The sequence below is a fragment of the Polaribacter sp. OB-PA-B3 genome, from assembly GCF_054589375.1.
Genome location: NZ_BAAIIX010000008.1, coordinates 150547 through 171807 on the forward strand (window position 1 = coordinate 150547; position 21261 = coordinate 171807).

Sequence of the window (21261 nt, forward strand, 5' to 3'; positions counted from 1 at the left end):
GTATGGTTTTTGAACAAAAAGAAATTCGACTAAAACCTTATCCAAGAGGTTTTCATTTAATTACTGATACAATTTTAGCGGAATTTCCGGCATTTAGAAAAATTGAAAAAGGAATTTTAAAGGTATTTGTAAAGCACACATCGGCCAGTTTAACTATAAATGAAAATGCAGATGATACAGTTAGATCAGATTTTGAAAAACATATAAATATTCTAGTGCCAGAAAATGCTGCTTATTACGAGCATATCTATGAAGGAAGTGATGATATGCCTGCACATATTAAAGCATCACTTTTAGGTTCTTTTATAGAAATACCAATAACCAACGGTAAATTAAATTTAGGGATTTGGCAGGGTATTTATTTAGGTGAACATCGAGACTTTGGCGGTTCTCGTTCTATTATTGTTACAGCCTTTGGTATTTAAGCATTAGCTAAAACTAGTTTTTCTAATATAGTTTCTACGCCAAAATTATCATTACTTTTAGTAGCATAATTTGCAATTTCTGTAATATCTTTATGTGCATTTTCCATAGAAAAACTAAAAGCAGCTTCTTTTAGCATCTCAATATCATTATGGTAATCTCCAAAAACCATTGTTTCTTTTTTAGAGACATTTAATAAGTTTTGCACTTGTCTTAAAGCATTGCCTTTATTGGCTTTGTCTGTAGAAATATCTAACCAATTTTTACCAGAAACTTTTAAAAGATAGTCATTTTCTAAATGTTTTATAGCAGGTAAAATATAATCTTCTGATGATTTAAAGTTATACACCGCTATTTTTAAAACAGGTGTATGTTTTACAACATCTAATAAATCGTCTACTTTATTATAATTATGATAATATTCTTTAAAATAACCAATAAATCGCTCGTCTTTACTTTCTATAAAAGCAGCGTCTTTGGTACATAAAACAAAATTAGTGTCTTCTAGATCTCTCAAAATCGGAATGATTTTCTCAATCTTAGAAGGTTCTAAAGATTCTTGTAGTAATATTTTATCTGCTTTTTTAGCAATAGCGCCATTTTCTGCTATAACGAAAATGTCATCTTTAATAGTAGCTAATTTTTCTACAATGCTATGATATTGTCTTCCGCTTGCGGCGCAGAAAGTGATGTTTTTTTCTTGTAGTTTTTTAAAAAGTTTAAAAAATAACGGACTAACTTCTCCTTTAGAATTTAGCAGTGTTCCGTCCATGTCAGAAACCACTAATTTTACATTGCTTAAATCCATTTATTTAAAATCTTTTAGTAGAATTACGCTCTACTAAATCTGTTTTAATAATTACTGTTTTTGGTTGTTCTTTGGTTTCTGCTTTGTTTTCTAATCTATCTATTAACAGTTTAGCAGCTGTTGCACCCATTTTTTCTCCGTGCTGACTCACAGTAGTCATTTTTGGTTGAGAATGTCTTGCTAAAATTCCGTTAGAAAAACTTACAACCGCAAAATTTTCGGGTACTTTTAAGCCTTTTTTCTGTGCAATTTTCATTGCTGCAATTGCAGAAGATTCGTCTGTAGCAATTACGGCATCTATTTCATTGGCTTCAAAGATTGGTGCTAATATGCTTTCGTATTTCTTATAATCTTCTTCAATAATATTTATAATTAGTTTGTTGTTTACTGGCAAACCAGCTTTTTCTAAACCTTTTAAATAACCTTGATGTCTTTTTTTACCAATTTCTAAATTACTAATAGTAGAGATAAATGCAATGTTTTTACTTCCTGTTTTAGAAAGATATTTTACAGTTTTAGAAGCACCTTTAAAATCATCTGTAATAACTTTATCGCAATTAATAATTTCTGCAACTCTATCAAACATTACTATAGGTGTGCCGTTATCTAAAATATTTTCGCAATGTTTAAAGTCGTTTTTTAAAACGGTTTCTTCTGCCAAAGAAAGTATAAATCCATCGATACTTCCGTTAGAAAGCATTTCCATCGTTTCTACTTCCTTGTCGTAAGATTCGTTAGAAATACAAGAAATAATTTTATATCCTTTTTCGTTGGCAACTTTTTCGATACCATTAAATACTTGTGCAAAAAAGTAATTTAACATATTTGGTATAATAATACCAATTGTTTTTGTAGACCTGTTTTTAAGACTTAAGGCGTTAAAATTAGGTTTGTAATTGTTTTCTTTTGCGTATTTCTGAATTTTTTCTTTAGTACTCACGCTAATTTCATAACTGTCGTTCAGCGCTTTAGAAACCGTTGAAATAGATACACCAAATTGTTTAGCTATGTCTTTTATTGTAAGTCTTTTCATATATGGTAAAAAATTAGTGACCAAAATACAAAAATCTCAGTAGATAAGAAGAAGTTCGCTGTAATTTTACAATTTCTTCATTTTATAGTCTTGCCAAAGTTCGTAACCGATAAAAGAATAAAGCACAAAATACTCTAAGAAAATAATAAGCAAATTTTCTTGCCAAGGTGTGTTTGCGTAGGCTTGATACGTTAAAATTATAAGTAAAGACCAAACCACTGGAAATTTATACTTTGTAAATACACTTAAAATTAATGGAGTAGCCACATACCAAGGATGCACAGTTGTTGCAGTAAAATAATAAAAGCACAAACCAAATAACATCGCAGTAATTAACTGAATGCTAGTTTTATTTTTTCTAAAAAAAGTTAAATACAGTAAAAAAAGTATAGTTAAAATAGGAGTTATTTTACCAATGATTGCAATTTCGTTATAGCCTCTAAATAAATAGCCAATTTCTCTGAAAATGTAGTAAAAACTAGCGTTAAATTCGAAATTACGAAACCATAAGCCAACTGAATTAGAATAGTTAGCAATTAATTCTGATGAGAAAAATGGTAAGAAAAACAAAAATGTTACTATTAAAATAATACTATTAAATGCTGTAAATTTTAAGAGTCCTTTTAAATTGATCTTAAAATCATACCAATTTTTATTTGTTTTAAAAGAAGCTTTACTTGTAACAAACCATTGATAAAATAAGGGTAAAAATAACAACGGAATTAATTTTACTGAAACTGAACAAGCAATTAATACAGCTGCAAAAATCCATTTTTGTTGCTGCAATTTATACAAGGCCCAAACTAAGAAAAAGAGCATTACAGATTCGAAATGTAGATTACCAGTCATTTCTATAATGATAAACGGATTTAATACATACCAAAAAATGTTTTTAATTGGTAAGTTTAAATTTTGTAGTAGTTTTTTTCCGAAGTATAGAATCCCTAAGTCGGCTAAAATAATTAGAGTTCTTAAAACAATTACAGATCCGAAGATACTCTTACTAGCAAATAACGCAGCAATAAAAAAACATAACTGATTTAATGGCGGGTAATTGGTAAAATGACTTCCGTTTAAAGAACCCATACCAGCATACAACTCATCGGCATCTGCAATGGGTTCTATGTTTTGCTGGATAAAAGTTTCTGGTAAAGATAAATACGGATTAAAGCCGTTTAATAGCATTCTTCCATCCCAAATAAATCGATAAAAATCTTGCGATAGATTCGGAATTGAAAATAGAAAAACCAAACGAAATACAATGGCAATTGCAGCTAAGGTTTCAAAAGAAGTTTGTTTGTTTTTTATCAGTATATAAAAACCGGTAAATAAAGAAAACCATAAAAAACAAACAGTATAAAAAGCGGTTCTTTCAATAAAATAAGCAAAAAGAAAATAAGCAATTATACTTACAATAACAGCAAAAGCTGTGGTGTATTTTTTAAAAAAAGCCATTATGCTTTTGAAAAAACAGATTTAAAGAACACGTAGCTAAAACCTACAAAAAGCATAAAGTGAAAAGGAAACAATCCAAAATCACCACCTTGATTTCCTACTACAAATGCACTGTACATTCCAAAAACAAAATAGATTGCCAACAATCCTTCTAAAACAACATGAACAGAAGGTTTCTTTTTAATGTACTTATTGTTTTTCCAACCGTCTTTTATGGTTTTGATATTAAATTTAGGAGTTCTTACAAACTCACTTTTCTTACCTAAATGTCCTTCTAAAACCGCAATTGTATTGTGTAAAGAAAAGCCCATTGCAATAGAGAAAAAGGTAAAGAAAGCACCAATATATTTTATAAAATTTTTAAATCCGCCGCCATAAATATTTTTGTACATGTGCCAATAACAGATAAAAAAGATAAGAGAACTAACCACGAAGAAACTCATTACATAAAAGTAAATTTTTAAATGTTCGTATTCGTTTTTGATGTATAACATAGGTATACTTAAAACCGCGACTAAAAAAATACAGGTAAACATAGAGCTGTTTAATAAATGTAGCAAACTGTGTATTTTCGTTTTTAAAGTAACATTATCACTTTTAATAACACGTTTCATCATTTTTTGAAAATTCTCTGCACCACCTTTATTCCATCTAAATTGCTGCGATCTTGCTGCGCTAATAATTACAGGCAATTCTGCAGGTGTTTCTACATGTTCTAAATATTTAAATTCCCAATTTTTTAATTGAGCTCGGTAACTTAAATCTAAATCTTCGGTTAATGTGTCACCTTCCCAATTACCAGCGTCATAAATACATTCTTTACGCCAAACACCCGCTGTACCATTAAAATTGATAAAATGTCCTTTACTATTTCTACCAACTTGCTCTAGAGTAAAATGTGCGTCTAAGGCAAAAGCTTGTATTTTTGTAAGTGTAGAATAATTTCTGTTGATATGGCCCCAACGTGTTTGAACAACACCAATTTTATCGTTCTTAAAATAAGGAACAGTTTGCAGCAACCAATCTTTTTGAGGCAAAAAATCGGCATCAAAAATGGCAATGAATTCTCCTTTTGCAATTTTTAACCCTTCTTTTAAAGCACCAGCTTTAAAACCTTGTCTGTTGGTTCTTCGAATGTGTTGTATGTCAATACCTTTTTCTTCAATTTCTTTAATGTGTTTCGCTGTAGTTTCTACAGATTCATCTGTAGAATCATCTAGAACCTGAATTTCTAATTTGTCTAAAGGATACTCTATTTTGGCGATATTCTTTAGCAAACGTTTCATTACATACAACTCGTTATAAACAGGTAATTGTATGGTAACAAACGGAATTTCATCTGGGTTAGAAAAATCGAGTTTTGCTGATGTGTCTTTTTTCTTTCTTGCTTTTAAGTAATTAAAAAGTAAATTTAATTGTGCTATTGCGTACATTAAAATAAGCAAAAGAGATATAGAATAAATGATAATTACGATGTATTCTAAAACCATTATTTAAAACTGTATTTGAAGATCCAACCTAAAATTTTTATGCCCGCAAATATACTACCTTTTACGGTTCCTGAAACTTTAGAGACACCTATTCTGTTTCTATATTTCATAGGTATTTCTGTATATGTAAGTTTCTGTTTTAGTGCTTTTAATTGCATTTCTACAGTCCATCCGTAGGTTTTATCTTCCATATCTAGTGCCAGTAACTTATTGTATTTAATAGCTCTAAATGGTCCTAAATCTGTAAAACGAGCATTAAAAAAAAGTTTCATTAAGCTTGTAGCTAGCCAATTACCAAATATTTGCTGTGGCGTCATTGCACCAGTTTCTCTTAACTCTTTTACTCTAGCGCCAATTACAAAATCTAAATTTTGTTGCACTATTGGTGCAATTAACTCTGTGAGTTGTTCTGGGTAATCAGAGTAATCTCCATCTAAAAAAACAACAATTTCTGGTTTTAATTTTTGCTTAGAAATATAATCCATTCCTTTAAGGCAAGCATATCCATAACCTTTTCTGTTTTCTGTTAAAACTGTGGCACCCGCTTTGGTAGCGTTTTCTTCTGTTTTGTCTGTTGAGTTATTGCTAACTACAATAATTTCGTCTACTATTTTAGGAATGTCTCTTATAACGTTTCCAATAGAATCTTGCTCGTTATAAGCAGGAATGATTACTTTAATATTTAAATTCATTAAAATTTTGCGTTCGGATTGTCTTTCTTAAAACTATAGTAAGAAGTCCATTCTCCAATTTTTTTATTAGACTTGTAGCGTTCAGATTTTTTTAAACGATTATTGTAATATATAAGCGCGTAACCATCTTTTAGACCATTTTTATACTGAATTTTTATTTTTTTATTTTTAGAATAAAAGATCCACCAGTTACTTGCCTTGTTATTTTTGTAACTTCCTTCTTTAAGCAATGTATTATTTTCTGCGTAAAAATACCAATAACCCGTTTTTTTACCACTATTAAAATGACCTTTTTTTTCTATGGTTCCGTTTGTGTAATAAAAAGTCCAATAATCTGTTTTTTTATTGTTTATCATCCATCCTTCGGATGTTAAGTTTCCTTGATTATCGTAGTTTTTAATAAATTCTTTTTGATTAAAACTAGTTAGAAAAAATAAAAATGTTAGATATTTAAAAAGCATACTATTGGTTATGTGTTTAAGTTGTCGTTACAAAAAGTGTAAACTTTCAGAGGTTACTTTACATACGTAATTTTTTTTTTTTGGTTTTTTTTAAAAAAAATAAAACCGCACTTCTTTTTTTCTCGTAGGTATGGTGTCACTAACAATTAAAAAACAAACATTATGACAAAAAAAATGAATACACTTTTAGGCTTATGCCTTTTAGTATCGAGCTTTACAATAGCTCAAAGTCCGGTAAATGGTTTTATGAAAAAATCTGGTGAAGGTTCTGTAGTAGTTTCATATTCTAAAGAAAATTACAGCAAAGTATTTTTAGTACCTAATGAAATTGATGGAGTACCTGTTTTTAACGATGTAAGTATTAGTAGTATTTCTTTATTCGGAGAAATTGGGGTTTCAGACAATTTTAATATTGTATTAAATGTACCTTACATTAAATCCGAAGGAAATGCATCTGATGCAGTTTTAGAAAACAATGGTTTTGAAAATGTAAGAAAAGGAGTACAAGATTTAAAAGTGTATGCTAAATACAGATTACACACTTTAAATTTTGAAAACAGTAGTTTAGATTTTATTGGTGCAGCGGGTATAGAAACACCAATTGGTAACTATAGTGCAAACGAAGGTTTACAATCTATTATTGCAATTGGTAACGAAGCTACAACGTACAACGCTTTTGGTATTGCTACTTATAAGATGAACTCTGGTTTTTTTGCAACAGGTCAATTAGGATACAGTGTTAGAGGTAACGATGTGCCAAATGCTTTATTAAGTGAGTTTAAATTGGGGTATGCAGCTTCTAAGTTTTACGTAGACGCTTTTGTAGCAAACCAATTATCAGATGATAGTGGTGTTGATATTTTAGGCGAAGGATTTACAGGGTTTTTTCCTTCAACACGTGTAAATTATACAAGAATTGGTATCAATGCATTTTATCCATTTACAGATTCAATTGGTATAACTGCCGGAACAAATACGTACATCTCTGGTAGAAATTTAGGAAAAGCTACAGGATCTTATGGTGGCGTTGTCTACTCATTTTAATTAAAACATTTTAAAACTTACAATCATGAAAAATTTATACAAACTAAAATATATATTTATTACAATTTTAACAGTTATCTTACTATCTTCTTGTCAAACCGAATCTAGTTTCGAAGATGAGTTGCCATCAATAGCAAATATAGCAGTATCTAATGCAAACTTTAGTACTCTAGAGGCAGCAGCAGTTGCGGGTGGTGTTGCAGGTGTTTTAAGTAATTCGAACCCAAACGATGCAAGCGGAGCATACACTGTTTTTGCACCAACTAATGATGCATTTGCTCGTTTAGGATTGAATGAAAATACACTTGGTGTTCTTCAGAAATCATTTTTAACAAACACTTTATTGTACCACGTTTCAAATGGAAACTTAGCAGGAAATACAATCAATGCTGGTGGTACGTCTACTTCTGCACTTTCTTTAGATAGAAGGTTTATCGAAAGAGGAGAAGATACCTATATTAATGGTTCTAAAATTTTGGCAACAGATGTTACAGCAAGTAATGGTACTGTGCATGTAATTGATAAAGTGATGATTGCTAGTGGTGCAGATATTGTACAAACTGCAATTGCTTTACAGAGTGCAAATGTATTTACTTCACCAGAATTAACATATTTAGTAGAGGCTGTTCTTTATGCTGAATTGGCAGAAGCTTTAACAGCATCAGAAGGGAGTCCTTCTTTTACAGTTTTTGCACCAACAGACCAAGCGTTTATTGATTTAGGTGCTGCCTTAGGATTGACATTTACAACTCCTGCAGATATCCGTCAGTTACCAAAAGAAACTGTACAACAAGTACTATTAAATCATGTTATTGCTAACGATGGTAAATTTACATCAGAATTAAATGCTGGTACAGTTACTGCGTTAGGTGGAGATGATTTAACATTAGGTGCTTTTACAAACGGTACACTTACAGTTACAGGTGAAGGAAATGGAGGAGAAGTTGCAAATATGGGAATTCCTGATGTACAGACAACAAATGGTATCGTACACGTAATAGATAGAGTATTGTTACCAAACCTATAAAAACTTTTTTAGTTTTTTGATTTGAATGAATAAGCCACAGATTGTATCTGTGGCTTATTTTATATATAAAGTATTTAAGCTTTATGTGGCTATTTATAATGGTGTAATTTAATTGTATAAGTTTAATTTATGTAAATGTAATTCCATAAAAAAGGACGCTATATAGCGTCCTTTTTTTGATAAACCTTATAAGATATTGGTAATTATTTCTTATTCACCAAATCCATTAAATCAACATCGTTTCCTAACAAAACATCAGTAGGATTTATTCTTCCTTCTTCTGGTCCGTTTTCTAATTTTAAAACACCTCTTGGGCAAACAGCAGAACAAACACCACAACCAACACAACTAGAGCGTACTATGTTTTCTCCTTTTTGTGCATAGGCTCTAACATCGATCCCTTGTTCGCAATACGTAGAACAATTACCACAAGAAATACATTGACCACCGTTTGTTGTAATTCTAAATCTCGATTTAAAACGTTGCACAAAACCAAGGTAAGCAGCTAATGGGCAACCAAATCTACACCAAACTCTGTTACCAAAAATGGGATAAAAACCAGTACCAATAACTCCCGCAAAAATAGAACCGATTAAAAAGCCATAAATATCTTGTATTGTTTGTGTTTGAATACCTAATACTTGTCCTTGGTTTGTAAAGAATGTGTATAGGGCAAAACCTGTCATTACTAATACAAATATTAATACAGAATGTATTACAATACGTTCTACTCGCCAAGAAAGTAAGGTTTTACTAGACAATTGCCTGTACGGATCTCCTAGTGTTTCTGCCAATCCACCGCAACCACAAACCCAAGAACAATACCATCTTTTTCCGAAAAAATACACCATAACAGGCACCACCACAATGGTAAGTACCACGCCCCAAACTAAAATGAATAATCCTAAACCACCGCTTGCTAATAATTCTTCTAAATTCCATTTAAAAAAGAAATCATAATCTAATGGAAACGCATTTTTAAAATCGTACCATGGTTTTTCGAATCTTACTAAAATTTCTGGAATCAAAAAAGCAAACACTATTTGAAAGAATAAAACAGAAGTAGTTCTTAAAATTTGGTATTTATTATGGCGATATTTTATATACATTCTAATAGCCATTACTGTCATTACAATGCAATATAAAAAACCGTATAAGAACCATTGACTTGCTGGGTTGCCGCTTATAAACTTACTAATAGGATCTACCAAATACACCCAATTTACAATATAATCTGGGTAGAAGTATAAAAGGATGTAAAAACTAACTAAAAACACAAAAGCAAACCAACCAATCCAACCGCGATTGGTAGCAGCATTTAAAAATATACCATCATTTTTAATACCAGGTTTTCCTAGTAAAATTACATCTGGTACAATAAACATAAGTGCACCTATAATACCCAAACCAAAGGTTAAAAACCATGCCCAACCTGTTTGTTGTGCAGCAAAACCTTTACCAGCCTTTTTTGCAAGTGTATAACTAAGACTGTGTGGTTTACCAGAGATTTTATATTGAAACTGAGCTCCTTTTTTCTCCCAATTTTTTGCTGCATCATATTTTGCAATTAAATCATCGTAATGTTTATTAGCATTTGCATATGCTTTTCTAGTACGGCTAGAGAACTCAAAAATAGACAAGTTATCTTTGGTTACTACCGCTTGTTGCAGTTCTTTGGCAATTACTTCATTTTTATAGTTTTGATCTTTTAAAAAAGTATCAAGTTCAGTTTGATTTAAGTTAAAATCACCTGTAAAAATTAAGGCTATAAAGGTGGCTAAACCTATAAGAAAAAGTAGTAATCCTGTTTGTTTTATTGCTTTCATCATCTTATGCTTTGCTAAAAATTCTACTCCAGCTTTTCTTTTGTAGTTTTATGTTGGTTTTGTTTTCGTTATTAAATTTTGCTACAATTTCTTTTTCGTGTAGTTTGTAGAATTCCGGATCGAAATTAGCATCCGCTAAAAATTCTAATACGTGTTCGATATTTCTATTTTCTGTGAGCCATTTGTCAAATATTTCATGGCGCATTCGAATACCAAACGTATTAATTCCTAAGAATTGTTTAGAATCCTTATCAAAAGAAATGGTAATACATTTATTTTCTGATGGATGTTTCCACTGAAAATACGTTTCGTTTGCTTTCTTATTTCTTTCACTAAAAACCCAACCGTATGTTTGATATTCAATGTCTAAAAACTTTGCAGAATTAAACCAATGACCGGGTTTGTAGGCTATTCTATTACCGCAAATAGTTTCTGCTAAGGTTTCTCCCATCATTCTGCCCGTATACCAAACAGCCTCAATATTTCTTCTTTGTCCGATGGCTTCATGTTGTTCTGCACAATCGCCAATGGCATAAATATTAGGTACATTGGTTTCTAAAAAACGATTTACTTTTACACCTCTACCAAGCTCGATGTTAGATTGTTTTAAGAAATCTATATTTGGAGTAACACCAGCAGTTAAACCAACAACATTACAAGCAATTTCTTCACCTGTTTCTTTAATAACAATAGAAGTTACACGTCCGTTTTTATCTGCTTTAATTTCTTTTAAGTTGGTGTTTAAACGCAAATCTATGTGGTGCTCTTTAATATGCTGATTTATCATTTCAGATTCTTGAGCAGGTAAAACACCATTCCAGAAACTGCTTTCTCTCACTAAAAAAGTAACCGGTATTTTTCTACTTCGCAGCATTTCTGCCAATTCAATACCTATCAAACCGCCACCAACAATTACGGCTCTGTTACAAGCTTTATTATCTGGTGCAAGTTGTTCTAGTTTTTCTAAATCTTGTTTGTGGTACATGCCAATAACGCCTTCTAGATCTTGCCCAGGCCAACCAAACTTATTTGGTTTAGAACCAGTTGCAATAATTAATTTATCGTAGGCTAATATTTCACCTGTAGCAAATTCAATATTACTTTTCTCTGTGTGTACTTTGGTTACCAAACCTTCTTTTAAAGCAATGTTATTTTTGTCCCAAAACCAATTTTCGTAAGGTTGTGTATGTTCAAATTTCATATGGCCCATGTACACATACATCAAAGCAGTTCTAGAAAAGAAATATTTAGTTTCTGCAGAAACAATGGTTATTTGTTTGTCAGACTTTTTTCTAATGTGTCTAGCTGCTGTTACACCGGCAATACCGTTTCCTATAATTACAATATGTTCCATAGTTGATTGATTGTTGCTTTTATGTCGAAGCTAAAGTTAAGAACTTAAAAACGAAAATCTATTTTAACTAAATTTAGAATCATTATAAATAAATTTTTTTCACAAACTTTGTAAGTAACCAGATATAGTTAAGACTTATTTTAAAAATTTTACCAACATTTAAATCAACCAAAAAATGAGAAAAGTTTTAATTAAAAGTTTGTGTGCATTCTTTTTAGTAATAGGTTTACAGGTGCAAGCGCAAGAAAATGATGCTCCTGCAAAAAGTAATGTACAAACGTACACACCTTCAAAATTATTAAACAAAGGGCAGTGGGATATTAAGTTTTTTAACAATTTGTATACAGAAACTAAAGGTACTTTTAACGGTGTTAAGGCAGACAAGGCAAGAGAAAATTATTTTACATCTACATTAGAAGTATTTACTGGGGTTTCAGAAAATAATAGAATTAATGTTGGGTTATTGTTAGAGTATCGTTCTAATACAATTGGCGGTAGAAGTGCAACGGCAGTTTTCGATTTAGGCAATGATGTTACCGCAAGAAAAGGTTTATCTTCTTTTGCGCCAGCAATTAAATTTCAGCCATTAGAAAATGTAGGAAATTTCTCGATACAATCTGCTTTTCATATTCCTATTATAGAAAACGAAACAGAAAATGGTGTTTTTTTAGACCAAACGGCTTACACTTTTCAGAATCGTTTTTTTTATGATTACACACTACCAAGTGGCAACTGGCAATTGTTTACAGAGTTAAATACCGAGTATAATTTTGGCGAAGAAGATAGTTTTGCAAACAAGACGTTTCTATTAGCTCCTGGTGTTTTTATGAGTTATTTTCCTTCGGATAAATCTACGGTTTTAGGTTTTGTACAACATGCGCAACGTTTTGGCGATTTTACACAAGATTATACAGCACTGGGTTTTGGTGGAAAATACCAGTTAACAGACTTGTTAAACTTAGAGGTTTTGTACAGTAAATTTATACGCGGTAACGATACTGGCTTAGGACAAAGTTTTAACATTGGTTTAAGAGCGTTATTTTAACAAAAAGAAGTATTTTTATGGAGATTTATGAAAACAAATAAACTCCTATTTCTCTTAGTAATTCTTTTAAACTTCTCTTGTCAAAGTCAGTCTAAAAAAATAAACGGAGTAAGCTTTGTAGCATCAAGAGATACTATTAGCACCCAACATATTACACCAGTTTTAAAGGCACAAAGCAATTACGTTGCATTGATGCCTTTTGGCTTTATTAAGAATTTGGCAACACCAACAATTACGCACAACACCAAAAGACAATGGTTTGGCGAAACAGAAAATGGGTTGTTACAATACGCAAAACGTTTTCAAAAAGAAAATGTGCATATTATGGTAAAACCACACATTTGGGTGTGGCGAGGAGAATTTACTGGAAATATAAAAATGGATTCTGAAGAAAATTGGCAAATTCTAGAAGATTCATACACCGCTTTTATTTTAACTTACGCCAAAGCCGCGGCATCTTTAAATGCAGAGATTTTTTGCATTGGTACAGAATTAGAGCAATTTGTAGTAAATAGACCCGCTTTTTGGCAACAACTTATTCAGAAAATAAGAGCAGTTTACAAAGGGAAATTAACCTACGCAGCCAATTGGGATGAGTATACTCGTGTACCTTTCTGGAAAGAAATAGACTACATTGGTATAGATGCATACTTTCCTTTAAGCGATTTAAAATCGCCAACAGTAGCAGACTATGAAGCGGGTTGGCAACCGCACAAACAAGCGATTCTAAAACTTCAGAAATCTGTAAATAAACCCGTTCTATTTACAGAGTTTGGGTATAGAAGCGTAGATTTTAATGGTAAAGAACCTTGGGATTCTAATAGAATAGAAGGTTCGGTAAATTTACAAGCACAAGCCAATGCTTTGCAAGCAATTCACAATCAATTTTGGCAAGAAGAATGGTTTGCTGGTGGTTTTATTTGGAAATGGTTTCATAGACACGCTACCGTTGGTGGCAAAAAAAACAATAGATTTACACCGCAAAATAAACCAGCAGAAGAATTAATTAGAAAATTATATGGTCTTTAAAAAAATAGCATTTCTTTTTTTATGTTTGGCAATTGTTTCTTGTTCAGAAGATACAGACATTACAGTACCAAGAACTTTACAAGAATACATTGCTACCAAAGCAAATGTTACAGAAAAAACAGTAGTTGCTTGTGCTGCAAGTGCAGTATCTAACACAAGTACAACTTATATTTTTTATTATCCAGAAGAAGGCGCAACAGATATTCGTTATTACGAATTAACATCGCCAGATTTAGATAAAGATAATTTCGAAAATTATAGAAGAGAAAGTTTAGATAGTGAAGCTGTTTTTGGTGGTAAATTAGGGCGCTTTACACGTACTAGTGAGATTGAATCTTGGTGTTTGGTTACGTATGTAAAAGAAAACGAACTAAGAATTTCTGAGCCCATAAAAATTAACAATCAATCTAAAGCTACAGAATATTCTAACGATGTTGAAATAAGTTACAAATCTACTGTAGAGCCTAATTTTACATGGAATGATGGCGCAATTGATGAAAATGTTATTTATTTTGAAGTAATTTCTGATGAAGAAAATGAGTTTATTTCTGGTACCTACACAACAGAAAAGTTTTTTCAGTATTACGATGAAAGCAATGTTTTAGCATCGCCAAAGTTAAATGAAGCGGCTCCAAGAGATTTGGTAGAAGATGAGATTTACAATTTTACCATGATGGGCGTAAGTGAAGATAATTGGGTAAACCTAATTATTCAAGACCAATTTATACCGCAAAACCTATCAGAATATATTGCAAAAAATTCCGACAAAACAACACAAGAAGATGCTATAGCATTTGCAGGTTCTGCAAACGGTAATGCGGCGCAAACCAATATTTATTTTTATCCGTTAACCGGTGCTTACGATTATCGCTATTATGAAACCGCAGATACTACAGTAGATCCTTTAGATTATAGCAATTATACGCGTAGAAACTTTACAAGTGCAGCACAGTTTGGTGGTAAATTTAGACGTTTTACAAACGAGGTTACTACCAATGTGTATTGTTTGGTAACTTATCTTTTAGATGATAAATTGTACATTTCTAAACCCATAAAAACAAAAAATGCAACCAAACCAACCGAATGGTCTACTGCTGTTGATATTACATATCCTAACACATTAGCACCTGTTTTTACTTGGCAAGATGGCACGTTTACAGATACAGACAAATACTTTGAAGTACTTACTTTAAATGACGATACATTTCTAACAGGTACTTATACAAAAGATAAGCAGTTTGTGTATTATAACGAATCAAATATTATTGTTGCAGATAATATTCATACCAGTACGCCACCAGCGTTGGTGTTAGATGATTCTTATAAATTGTACATTTATGGTTTAGATACAGATAATTGGCTTAATTTAGTAATTCAAAATACATTTATAGCCCAATAACGTGATTAAAAAGAGTTTTTTGTTCTTGTTTTTTAGTTTTTGCCTGCAAGTAACCTTTGCGCAAAAAACAACAATTGTTTCTTTAGAAATAGTGGGGCAAGATAAAATTAAAACAAGCTATTTAAAAAAGATAATTACTACAAAACAAGGCGAAGTATTAGATTCTGTAAAACTAAATCAAGACATTACATTTTTAAAAAGATTGCCTGCTGTAAGTCATGCCTATTTTAAAGTAGATCTTTTATCCAGTTCTAAAAGTCATGTAAAAATTGGTATAGAAGAGAATTTTACGTTGTTACCAAGTTTAAATTTCTGGACAACCACCAATAAACAATTCGCTTACAAGCTAGGTTTGTACGAGTATAATTTTTTAGGAAATAATACTACGTTTGGTGGCTTTTACCAAAACAATGGTTTTCATTCGTATGGTTTTACCTACCGCGCACCCAATTTGTTTTCTAAGAAATGGGGATTGGCCATTAGTTTTAAAGATTGGAAAAGTGAAGAGCCGTTGTATTTTGGTGAAAAAACAGCAAACTATTTATACAATAATACTTCGGTTGAGTTGTTAGGTTTGTATCAATTGAATTTAAAGCATCGTATCGATTTCGGTATTAGCTTCTTTTCAGAGAAATATAAGTACTTGTCTGGTGAAACAGCAGTCGGTGTGCCATTGGCGTTAGATTTAGATAAAAAGCTTTTAAAACTGGTGTATCAATACAATGGTTTAGACTATTATTACCAATATGTAAGCGGTTTTAAAAGTGTCTTATACACGCAATATGTTACTACTCAAAATGATTTTCAAAACGATTTCTTAATTGCATGGAACGATTTTTTCTATTACAAAAGAATTGGTGCAAAAGGCAATTGGGCAAATAAATTGCGTTTGGGTATTGCTTCTAATGAGAATTCACCTTTTGCTCCCTTTGCCCTAGATAACAATGTAAACATTAGAGGTGTTGGTATTTTGGTAGATAGAGGTACAGGTGTTGCGGTGTTAAATTCTGAATATAGACATACGATTTATGATAAAAAATGGCTGGCAATTCAAACAAATATCTTTACAGATGCAGGTACTTGGCGAGAACCTGGCGGACAATTAAGCGACCTTTTTAAAAAAGAGAAATTAAGAGTTTTTTCTGGTATTGGACTGCGTTTTATCAGTAAAAAAATATACAATGCTACATTTAGAATCGATTATGGTTTTAAAGTTTACGAAGTTAGAAATACTACAAAAGGAGGCTTGGTTTTTGGTTTAGGACAGTATTTTTAACCTTAATTTAAACCAAATACGCATAAAGTTGGCTAGAATGGTTTAGTTTTGTTTACCAAACAACACAACACATGAGCACTTTTGCAATAGGAGACATTCACGGTGGTTTAAAAGCCCTTATACAAGTATTAAACAAACTAGAAGTTACAGAAGAAGACACACTTATTTTTATGGGAGATTACGTAGATGGCTGGAGCGAGTCTGCGCAAGTAGTTTCTTTTCTACTCGAGTTGTCAAAAAAAATCAACTGTATTTTTATCAAAGGAAATCATGATGTTTGGTGCGAAGAATGGTTAAAAGATGAAACCGTAAACCCTACTTGGTATATGCATGGTGGTAAAGAAACTATTGATAGTTATGATGGTTTTACCGCTGCAGAAAAAAGCGAACATTTAACGTTTTTCCAAAACCTATCGTTGTACCATTTAGATGATGCAAATAGGTTGTTTTTACATGCAGGTTTTACGTCAATGCACGGTGTTGCCAAAGAAATGATTCCAGATAATTTTTATTTTGATAGAACTTTGTGGGAAATGGCTTTGGCAATGGATGTTACTATTGATAAAAATAACCCAATTTATCCAAAGAGATTACAACATTATTCAGAAATTTATATTGGGCACACGCCAACAACTAATTTCGGAATACCTACACCTATGAACAGAGCAAATGTATGGAATGTAGATACAGGTGCTGCTTTTAAAGGGAAAGTCTCTGCCATGAATATTGATACAAAAACGTATTACCAAAGTGATAATTTACCAGGATTGTATCCAGATGAAAGAGGTAGAAACTAAACACAAGTAACTCTCTGTAAATTAAAAAGCCCGCTATTGCATAAAACAATAACGGACTTCTAACGTGAACTATTAAAAAAAAAATTAACCTTCTAGTTGTAAGACCAAGTCTTCTGCATTAACCAATGTGCCTTCTTTTAAAATAAGGGCACTAATAGTAGCATCTTCGTTGGCAGTAATGGTGGTTTCCATTTTCATGGCTTCAATAACAAATAAAGGCTGATTTTTAACAACTTTATCGCCTTTTTTAACCAAAATGGTAGATAATAAACCTTGTAATGGCGCACCTATTTGGCGGGCATTCTCTTTATCTGCTTTTATATTTTGTACGGTTTCTACTTTTACAGAGGTATCTTTTATTTGCACAGATCTTCCTTGTCCGTTTACCTTAAAGTATACAGTAACCATTCCTTCTTCGTTGGCATCTCCAATCGAGTCTAAGGTAATTAACAACGTTTTTCCTTTGTCTAACTCAACAATAATTTCTTCGCCAACTTCCATTCCGTAGAAAAAGTTTTTGGTTGGCAGGTTAATCAAACTATCGTATTTTAAATGCTTATTGTACGCCTCTGTAAATACCTTCGGATACAATTTATACGATAAGAAATCTGTAAAATCAATAGGTCTGCTTAAATCATTTTCAAATATTTTTTTAAAATCTTTGTACTCGGCATCAATATCTATTGGTGGTATGTGGGCATTGGGCCTATCTGTATAAGGTTGTTCGTCTTTTAAAATTAGTTTTTGTAAATCTTTAGGGAAGCCGCCAACGGGTTGCCCTAAATCGCCTCTAAAGAAACTTACAACAGACTGCGGAAAAGAGATGGTGTTGCCACGCTCTAATACATCTTGTACTGTTAAGTTGTTACTTACTAAATATTGCGCCATGTCGCCAACAACTTTAGAACTTGGTGTAACTTTTACAATATCACCAAAAAGTAAGTTAACGTCTGCATACATTTTGGTAATTTCATAAAAACGGTCTTCTAAACCAAGTGCTTGCGCTTGTGGTTTTAAATTCGAGTATTGACCACCCGGAATTTCGTGTTTAAAAACTTCGCCAGAACCTGCTTTTAAACCAGACTCAAAAGGGTAGTAGTACTCTCTTACGGTTTCCCAATAATTAGAATATTCATTTAAAGAATCGATGTTAATATCGCTTGCTCTATCGTTAAACTTCATCATTTCTACCACCGCGTTAAAGTTGGGTTGCGATGTTAAACCAGACAAACCACCCAAAGCAACATCAACCACATCCACGCCTGCTTCGATGGCTTTTAAATACGTAGCTGCTTGTATAGAAGAGGTGTCGTGTGTGTGTAAGTGAATCGGAATATTTACCGTTTGCTTTAAAGCACTTACCAACTCGAAAGCGGCATAAGGTTTTAACAAACCTGCCATGTCTTTAATTGCCAAAATATGCGCACCCGCATTTTCGATGTCTTTGGCTAAAGTGGTATAATATTTTAAATTGTATTTTGTGTTTTCAGGATTTAGAATATCGCCAGTATAGCATATCGAAGCCTCTGCCAAACCATTGGATCTAGTTCTTACATGTTCTATACAAGGTGCAATCGATTGCATCCAGTTTAAAGAATCAAAAATTCTGAATATATCAACGCCATGTTCCCAAGACTGCTCTACAAACTTCGCAATTAAGTTGTCTGGATATGCTGTATACCCAACACCATTTGAGCCTCTTAACAGCATTTGCAACAACACATTTGGCATTGCTTTGCGTAATAATTGCAAACGTTCCCATGGGTTTTCTTGTAAAAAACGCATACAAACATCAAAAGTTGCGCCTCCCCAAACTTCCATACTAAAAATGTTGGGGTTGTTTTTTGCATAACCTTCTGCAACTTTTAACATGTCAAAAGTTCGCATTCTTGTGGCCAGTAAACTTTGGTGTGCATCTCGCATGGTGGTATCTGTAAAATGAATTTTCTTTTCATCTTTTAACCATTGTGAAAATGCATCAGGCCCTAATGCTGTTAGTTTATCTTTTGTACCTTCTAGATAGGCAGCATCGGCATCAAACTTAGGTACAATTGGTTTTATAAATTTCTTAGATGTATCTAATTTTTTAACATCTGCATTACCATTTACAATCACATCGCCCAAATACGTAACCAATTTGGTAGCTCTATTTCTAGGCGCTTTAAACACAAATAAATCAGGAGTTTCTTTAATAAAATTAACCGTAACATCTCCTTTTCTAAAAGTTTCGTGTTTTAAAATATTATCTAAAAACGGCATGTTGGTTTTAACACCACGAATACGAAACTCTGCCATGGCTCTTCTTACTTTTCTGCAAGCGCCGTCTAAAGTTCTACTATTTGCCGTAACTTTTACCAACATCGAATCGAAAAATGGCGAAATAATGGCACCTTGGTAAACGCTACCCGCATCCAATCGAATGCCGAAACCAGACGCACTTCTATACGTGGTAATTTCGCCGTAATCGGGTTTAAAATCGTTCTGCGGATCTTCTGTAGTAATTCTACATTGCAACGCATAGCCATTTATTTTAATCGCCTCTTGACTCGGTATTTTAATCTGTTGGTCTGTTAATTTATAACCACCCGCAATAAACAATTGTGTTTTAACCAAATCGATATTGGTAACAACCTCTGTAACGGTATGTTCTACTTGTATTCTTGGGTTTACTTCTATAAAGTAGATAGATCCATCATCATCCACCAAAAACTCTACAGTACCAATATTGTTATACTCTACCGCCTTACAAATAGTAATAGCGTAGTTGTACAAAGCATCTTTTGTTGCTTGCTTTAAATTGTAAGAAGGTGCAAATTCAATTACTTTTTGGTAGCGACGTTGCACAGAGCAATCGCGTTCAAATAAGTGTACGGTATTGCCATAATTATCGGCAACTATTTGTATTTCTATATGTTTAGGATTTTGCACAAATTTTTCTAGAAAAACAGTGTCGTCTCCAAAGGCATTTAGTGCCTCTCGTTTACTTTCGTTAAACGCTTTTTTTAATTCGGCAGCCTCTCTAATAACACGCATACCTCTTCCGCCACCACCAGAGGCTGCTTTTAGCATTACAGGATATCCTATTTTTAAGGCTTCATCCAATGCCGTTTCGATGCTGTCTAAAGGGTTTTCGTTACTTTTAATAACCGGAATGTTATTGGCAACGGCCACCTCTTTAGCCATAATTTTATCACCTAAAGATTGCAAAACAGCAACTTTAGGCCCCACAAAAATAATATTATTGTCTGCACATTGTTGTGCTAAATCTGCATTTTCAGATAAAAAACCATAACCAGGATGTATGGCATCTGCACCACTTTTTAAAGCAATTCGTATAATTTCTTTGATATCTAAATACGGCTTTAATGGGGCATTGTCTTCTCCTATTTGATACGATTCATCTGCTTTGTACCTGTGTAACGAATAGCGATCTTCGAATGTGTACACCCCAACGGTTTTTACATTTACCTCTGTACAGGCTCTAAAAATTCGAATGGCAATTTCACCGCGATTGGCAACAAGTACTTTTTTAATCTTCATTTTTTTGGGTATTGTTTTTAGTTTTTAGTAAAAATTTCTTGCTAAAGATACTAAGCGAAATCGATGTAGTTGGCTTTTTTTTGATTTTTTTTAAGATTTTCTTAACATTTAACGGTTTTATTGCTGATGTATGAATTCAAACGGGTTCATTTTATCAGATGATGATTTTTTGAATTGAGGGGATTGGAGTTTGGGGTAAGAGGAAAGAGACAAGAAACAAGAAGAAAGACAAGTTAAGTGAGGCAAGAGAATCATGATAACACACAGCACCGACCTATTTTAAATTTTGTAAGAATTCAAATTGTAAGTAACGGCAAGCATCCAAAAAACGCAGTGGTCTGGATGCGATAGTGGATTACAAAGTAGAATTTAAGAAATTTAAAAGTACGTCTAGATTTTTGATTCTTTTCATCAATGGAAAAGAATAGGGAAGAAAAAAAATGAGTGAAGAGATAAGAGACAAGAAACAAGAGTCAAGAAAAGCAAATCATGATAACATACAGCACCGACCTATTTTAAATTTTGTAAGAATTCAAATTGTAAGTAACGGCAAGCATCCAAA

General features: G+C 32.5%; 17 protein-coding genes. 8 read left to right on the plus strand and 9 right to left on the minus strand.

The window, feature by feature from the left end; all coding sequences use genetic code 11:
* The first annotated feature begins 2 nt into the window (after nt 1-2).
* Complete coding sequence (locus tag ACYPV9_RS13865; RefSeq protein ID WP_459744681.1) at nt 3-425, plus strand: secondary thiamine-phosphate synthase enzyme YjbQ; 423 nt, start codon at nt 3-5, stop codon at nt 423-425.
* Here ACYPV9_RS13865 and ACYPV9_RS13870 read toward each other — a convergent pair.
* From ACYPV9_RS13870 to ACYPV9_RS13895, 6 genes are all read right to left on the minus strand, one after another.
* Entirely contained in the window at nt 422-1231 is an 810-nt protein-coding gene (locus ACYPV9_RS13870) for an HAD family hydrolase (protein WP_459744683.1), read from the minus strand. The genes ACYPV9_RS13865 and ACYPV9_RS13870 overlap by 4 nt on opposite strands.
* Nucleotides 1232-1235: 4 nt before the next feature.
* On the minus strand, nt 1236-2264 hold the full coding sequence (locus tag ACYPV9_RS13875; protein WP_299065860.1) for a LacI family DNA-binding transcriptional regulator: 1029 nt from the start codon (nt 2262-2264) through the stop codon (nt 1236-1238).
* A gap of 66 nt (nt 2265-2330) precedes the next feature.
* Entirely contained in the window at nt 2331-3719 is a 1389-nt protein-coding gene (locus ACYPV9_RS13880) for a mannosyltransferase (protein ID WP_459744686.1), read from the minus strand.
* Nucleotides 3719-5209, minus strand: coding sequence for a cellulose synthase family protein (locus tag ACYPV9_RS13885; RefSeq protein ID WP_459744688.1), 1491 nt, complete (start codon nt 5207-5209; stop codon nt 3719-3721). Before ACYPV9_RS13885 ends, ACYPV9_RS13880 begins: the two co-directional genes overlap by 1 nt.
* Nucleotides 5209-5901 carry a glycosyltransferase family 2 protein gene (locus tag ACYPV9_RS13890; protein ID WP_459744691.1) on the minus strand — a complete coding sequence of 231 codons (693 nt, stop codon included), beginning with the start codon at nt 5899-5901 and terminating at the stop codon, nt 5209-5211. The genes ACYPV9_RS13885 and ACYPV9_RS13890 overlap by 1 nt, the downstream gene beginning before the upstream one ends.
* A complete protein-coding gene (locus ACYPV9_RS13895) occupies nt 5901-6362 on the minus strand; it encodes a toxin-antitoxin system YwqK family antitoxin (protein ID WP_299065871.1) in 462 nt (153 codons plus the stop codon). Before ACYPV9_RS13895 ends, ACYPV9_RS13890 begins: the two co-directional genes overlap by 1 nt.
* A 174-nt stretch (nt 6363-6536) precedes the next feature.
* Here ACYPV9_RS13895 and ACYPV9_RS13900 point away from each other — a divergent pair, with 174 nt between their 5' ends.
* Nucleotides 6537-7406, plus strand: coding sequence for a hypothetical protein (locus ACYPV9_RS13900; RefSeq protein ID WP_459744696.1), 870 nt, complete (start codon nt 6537-6539; stop codon nt 7404-7406).
* Nucleotides 7407-7431: 25 nt separating this feature from the next.
* Nucleotides 7432-8433, plus strand: coding sequence for a fasciclin domain-containing protein (locus ACYPV9_RS13905; RefSeq protein ID WP_459744698.1), 1002 nt, complete (start codon nt 7432-7434; stop codon nt 8431-8433).
* Between the two features lie 203 nt (nt 8434-8636).
* Here the strand turns inward: ACYPV9_RS13905 and ACYPV9_RS13910 are convergent, their stop codons facing one another.
* Nucleotides 8637-10259 (minus strand): 4Fe-4S binding protein, encoded by a 1623-nt coding sequence (locus ACYPV9_RS13910; RefSeq protein ID WP_299065910.1) that lies wholly within the window; start codon nt 10257-10259, stop codon nt 8637-8639.
* 4 nt (nt 10260-10263) lie between these two features.
* Nucleotides 10264-11613: an NAD(P)/FAD-dependent oxidoreductase gene (locus ACYPV9_RS13915; protein WP_459744700.1), complete on the minus strand. Its 1350-nt coding sequence runs from the start codon at nt 11611-11613 to the stop codon at nt 10264-10266.
* Nucleotides 11614-11788: 175 nt separating this feature from the next.
* On the opposite strand from ACYPV9_RS13915, the gene ACYPV9_RS13920 reads away from it, so the two are divergent.
* The 5 genes from ACYPV9_RS13920 (at nt 11789) to ACYPV9_RS13940 (ending at nt 17159) form a co-directional block, all read left to right on the plus strand.
* The gene (locus ACYPV9_RS13920) at nt 11789-12658 is read left to right on the plus strand and encodes a transporter (protein WP_299065879.1); all 870 of its coding nucleotides are present in this window, start codon (nt 11789-11791) and stop codon (nt 12656-12658) included.
* Between the two features lie 27 nt (nt 12659-12685).
* Nucleotides 12686-13687 (plus strand): glycoside hydrolase family 113, encoded by a 1002-nt coding sequence (locus ACYPV9_RS13925; RefSeq protein WP_459744704.1) that lies wholly within the window; start codon nt 12686-12688, stop codon nt 13685-13687.
* Entirely contained in the window at nt 13677-15086 is a 1410-nt protein-coding gene (locus ACYPV9_RS13930; RefSeq protein WP_459744706.1) for a hypothetical protein, read from the plus strand. Before ACYPV9_RS13925 ends, ACYPV9_RS13930 begins: the two co-directional genes overlap by 11 nt.
* 25 nt (nt 15087-15111) lie before the next feature.
* Nucleotides 15112-16362, plus strand: a complete 1251-nt coding sequence (locus tag ACYPV9_RS13935) for a BamA/TamA family outer membrane protein (protein ID WP_459744708.1) — start codon at nt 15112-15114, stop codon at nt 16360-16362.
* 71 nt (nt 16363-16433) lie between these two features.
* Nucleotides 16434-17159, plus strand: coding sequence for a metallophosphoesterase family protein (locus ACYPV9_RS13940; protein ID WP_459744710.1), 726 nt, complete (start codon nt 16434-16436; stop codon nt 17157-17159).
* An 84-nt stretch (nt 17160-17243) separates the two neighbouring features.
* Here the strand turns inward: ACYPV9_RS13940 and ACYPV9_RS13945 are convergent, their stop codons facing one another.
* Entirely contained in the window at nt 17244-20699 is a 3456-nt protein-coding gene (locus ACYPV9_RS13945) for a pyruvate carboxylase (protein ID WP_459744713.1), read from the minus strand.
* Nucleotides 20700-21261: the final 562 nt, after the last annotated feature.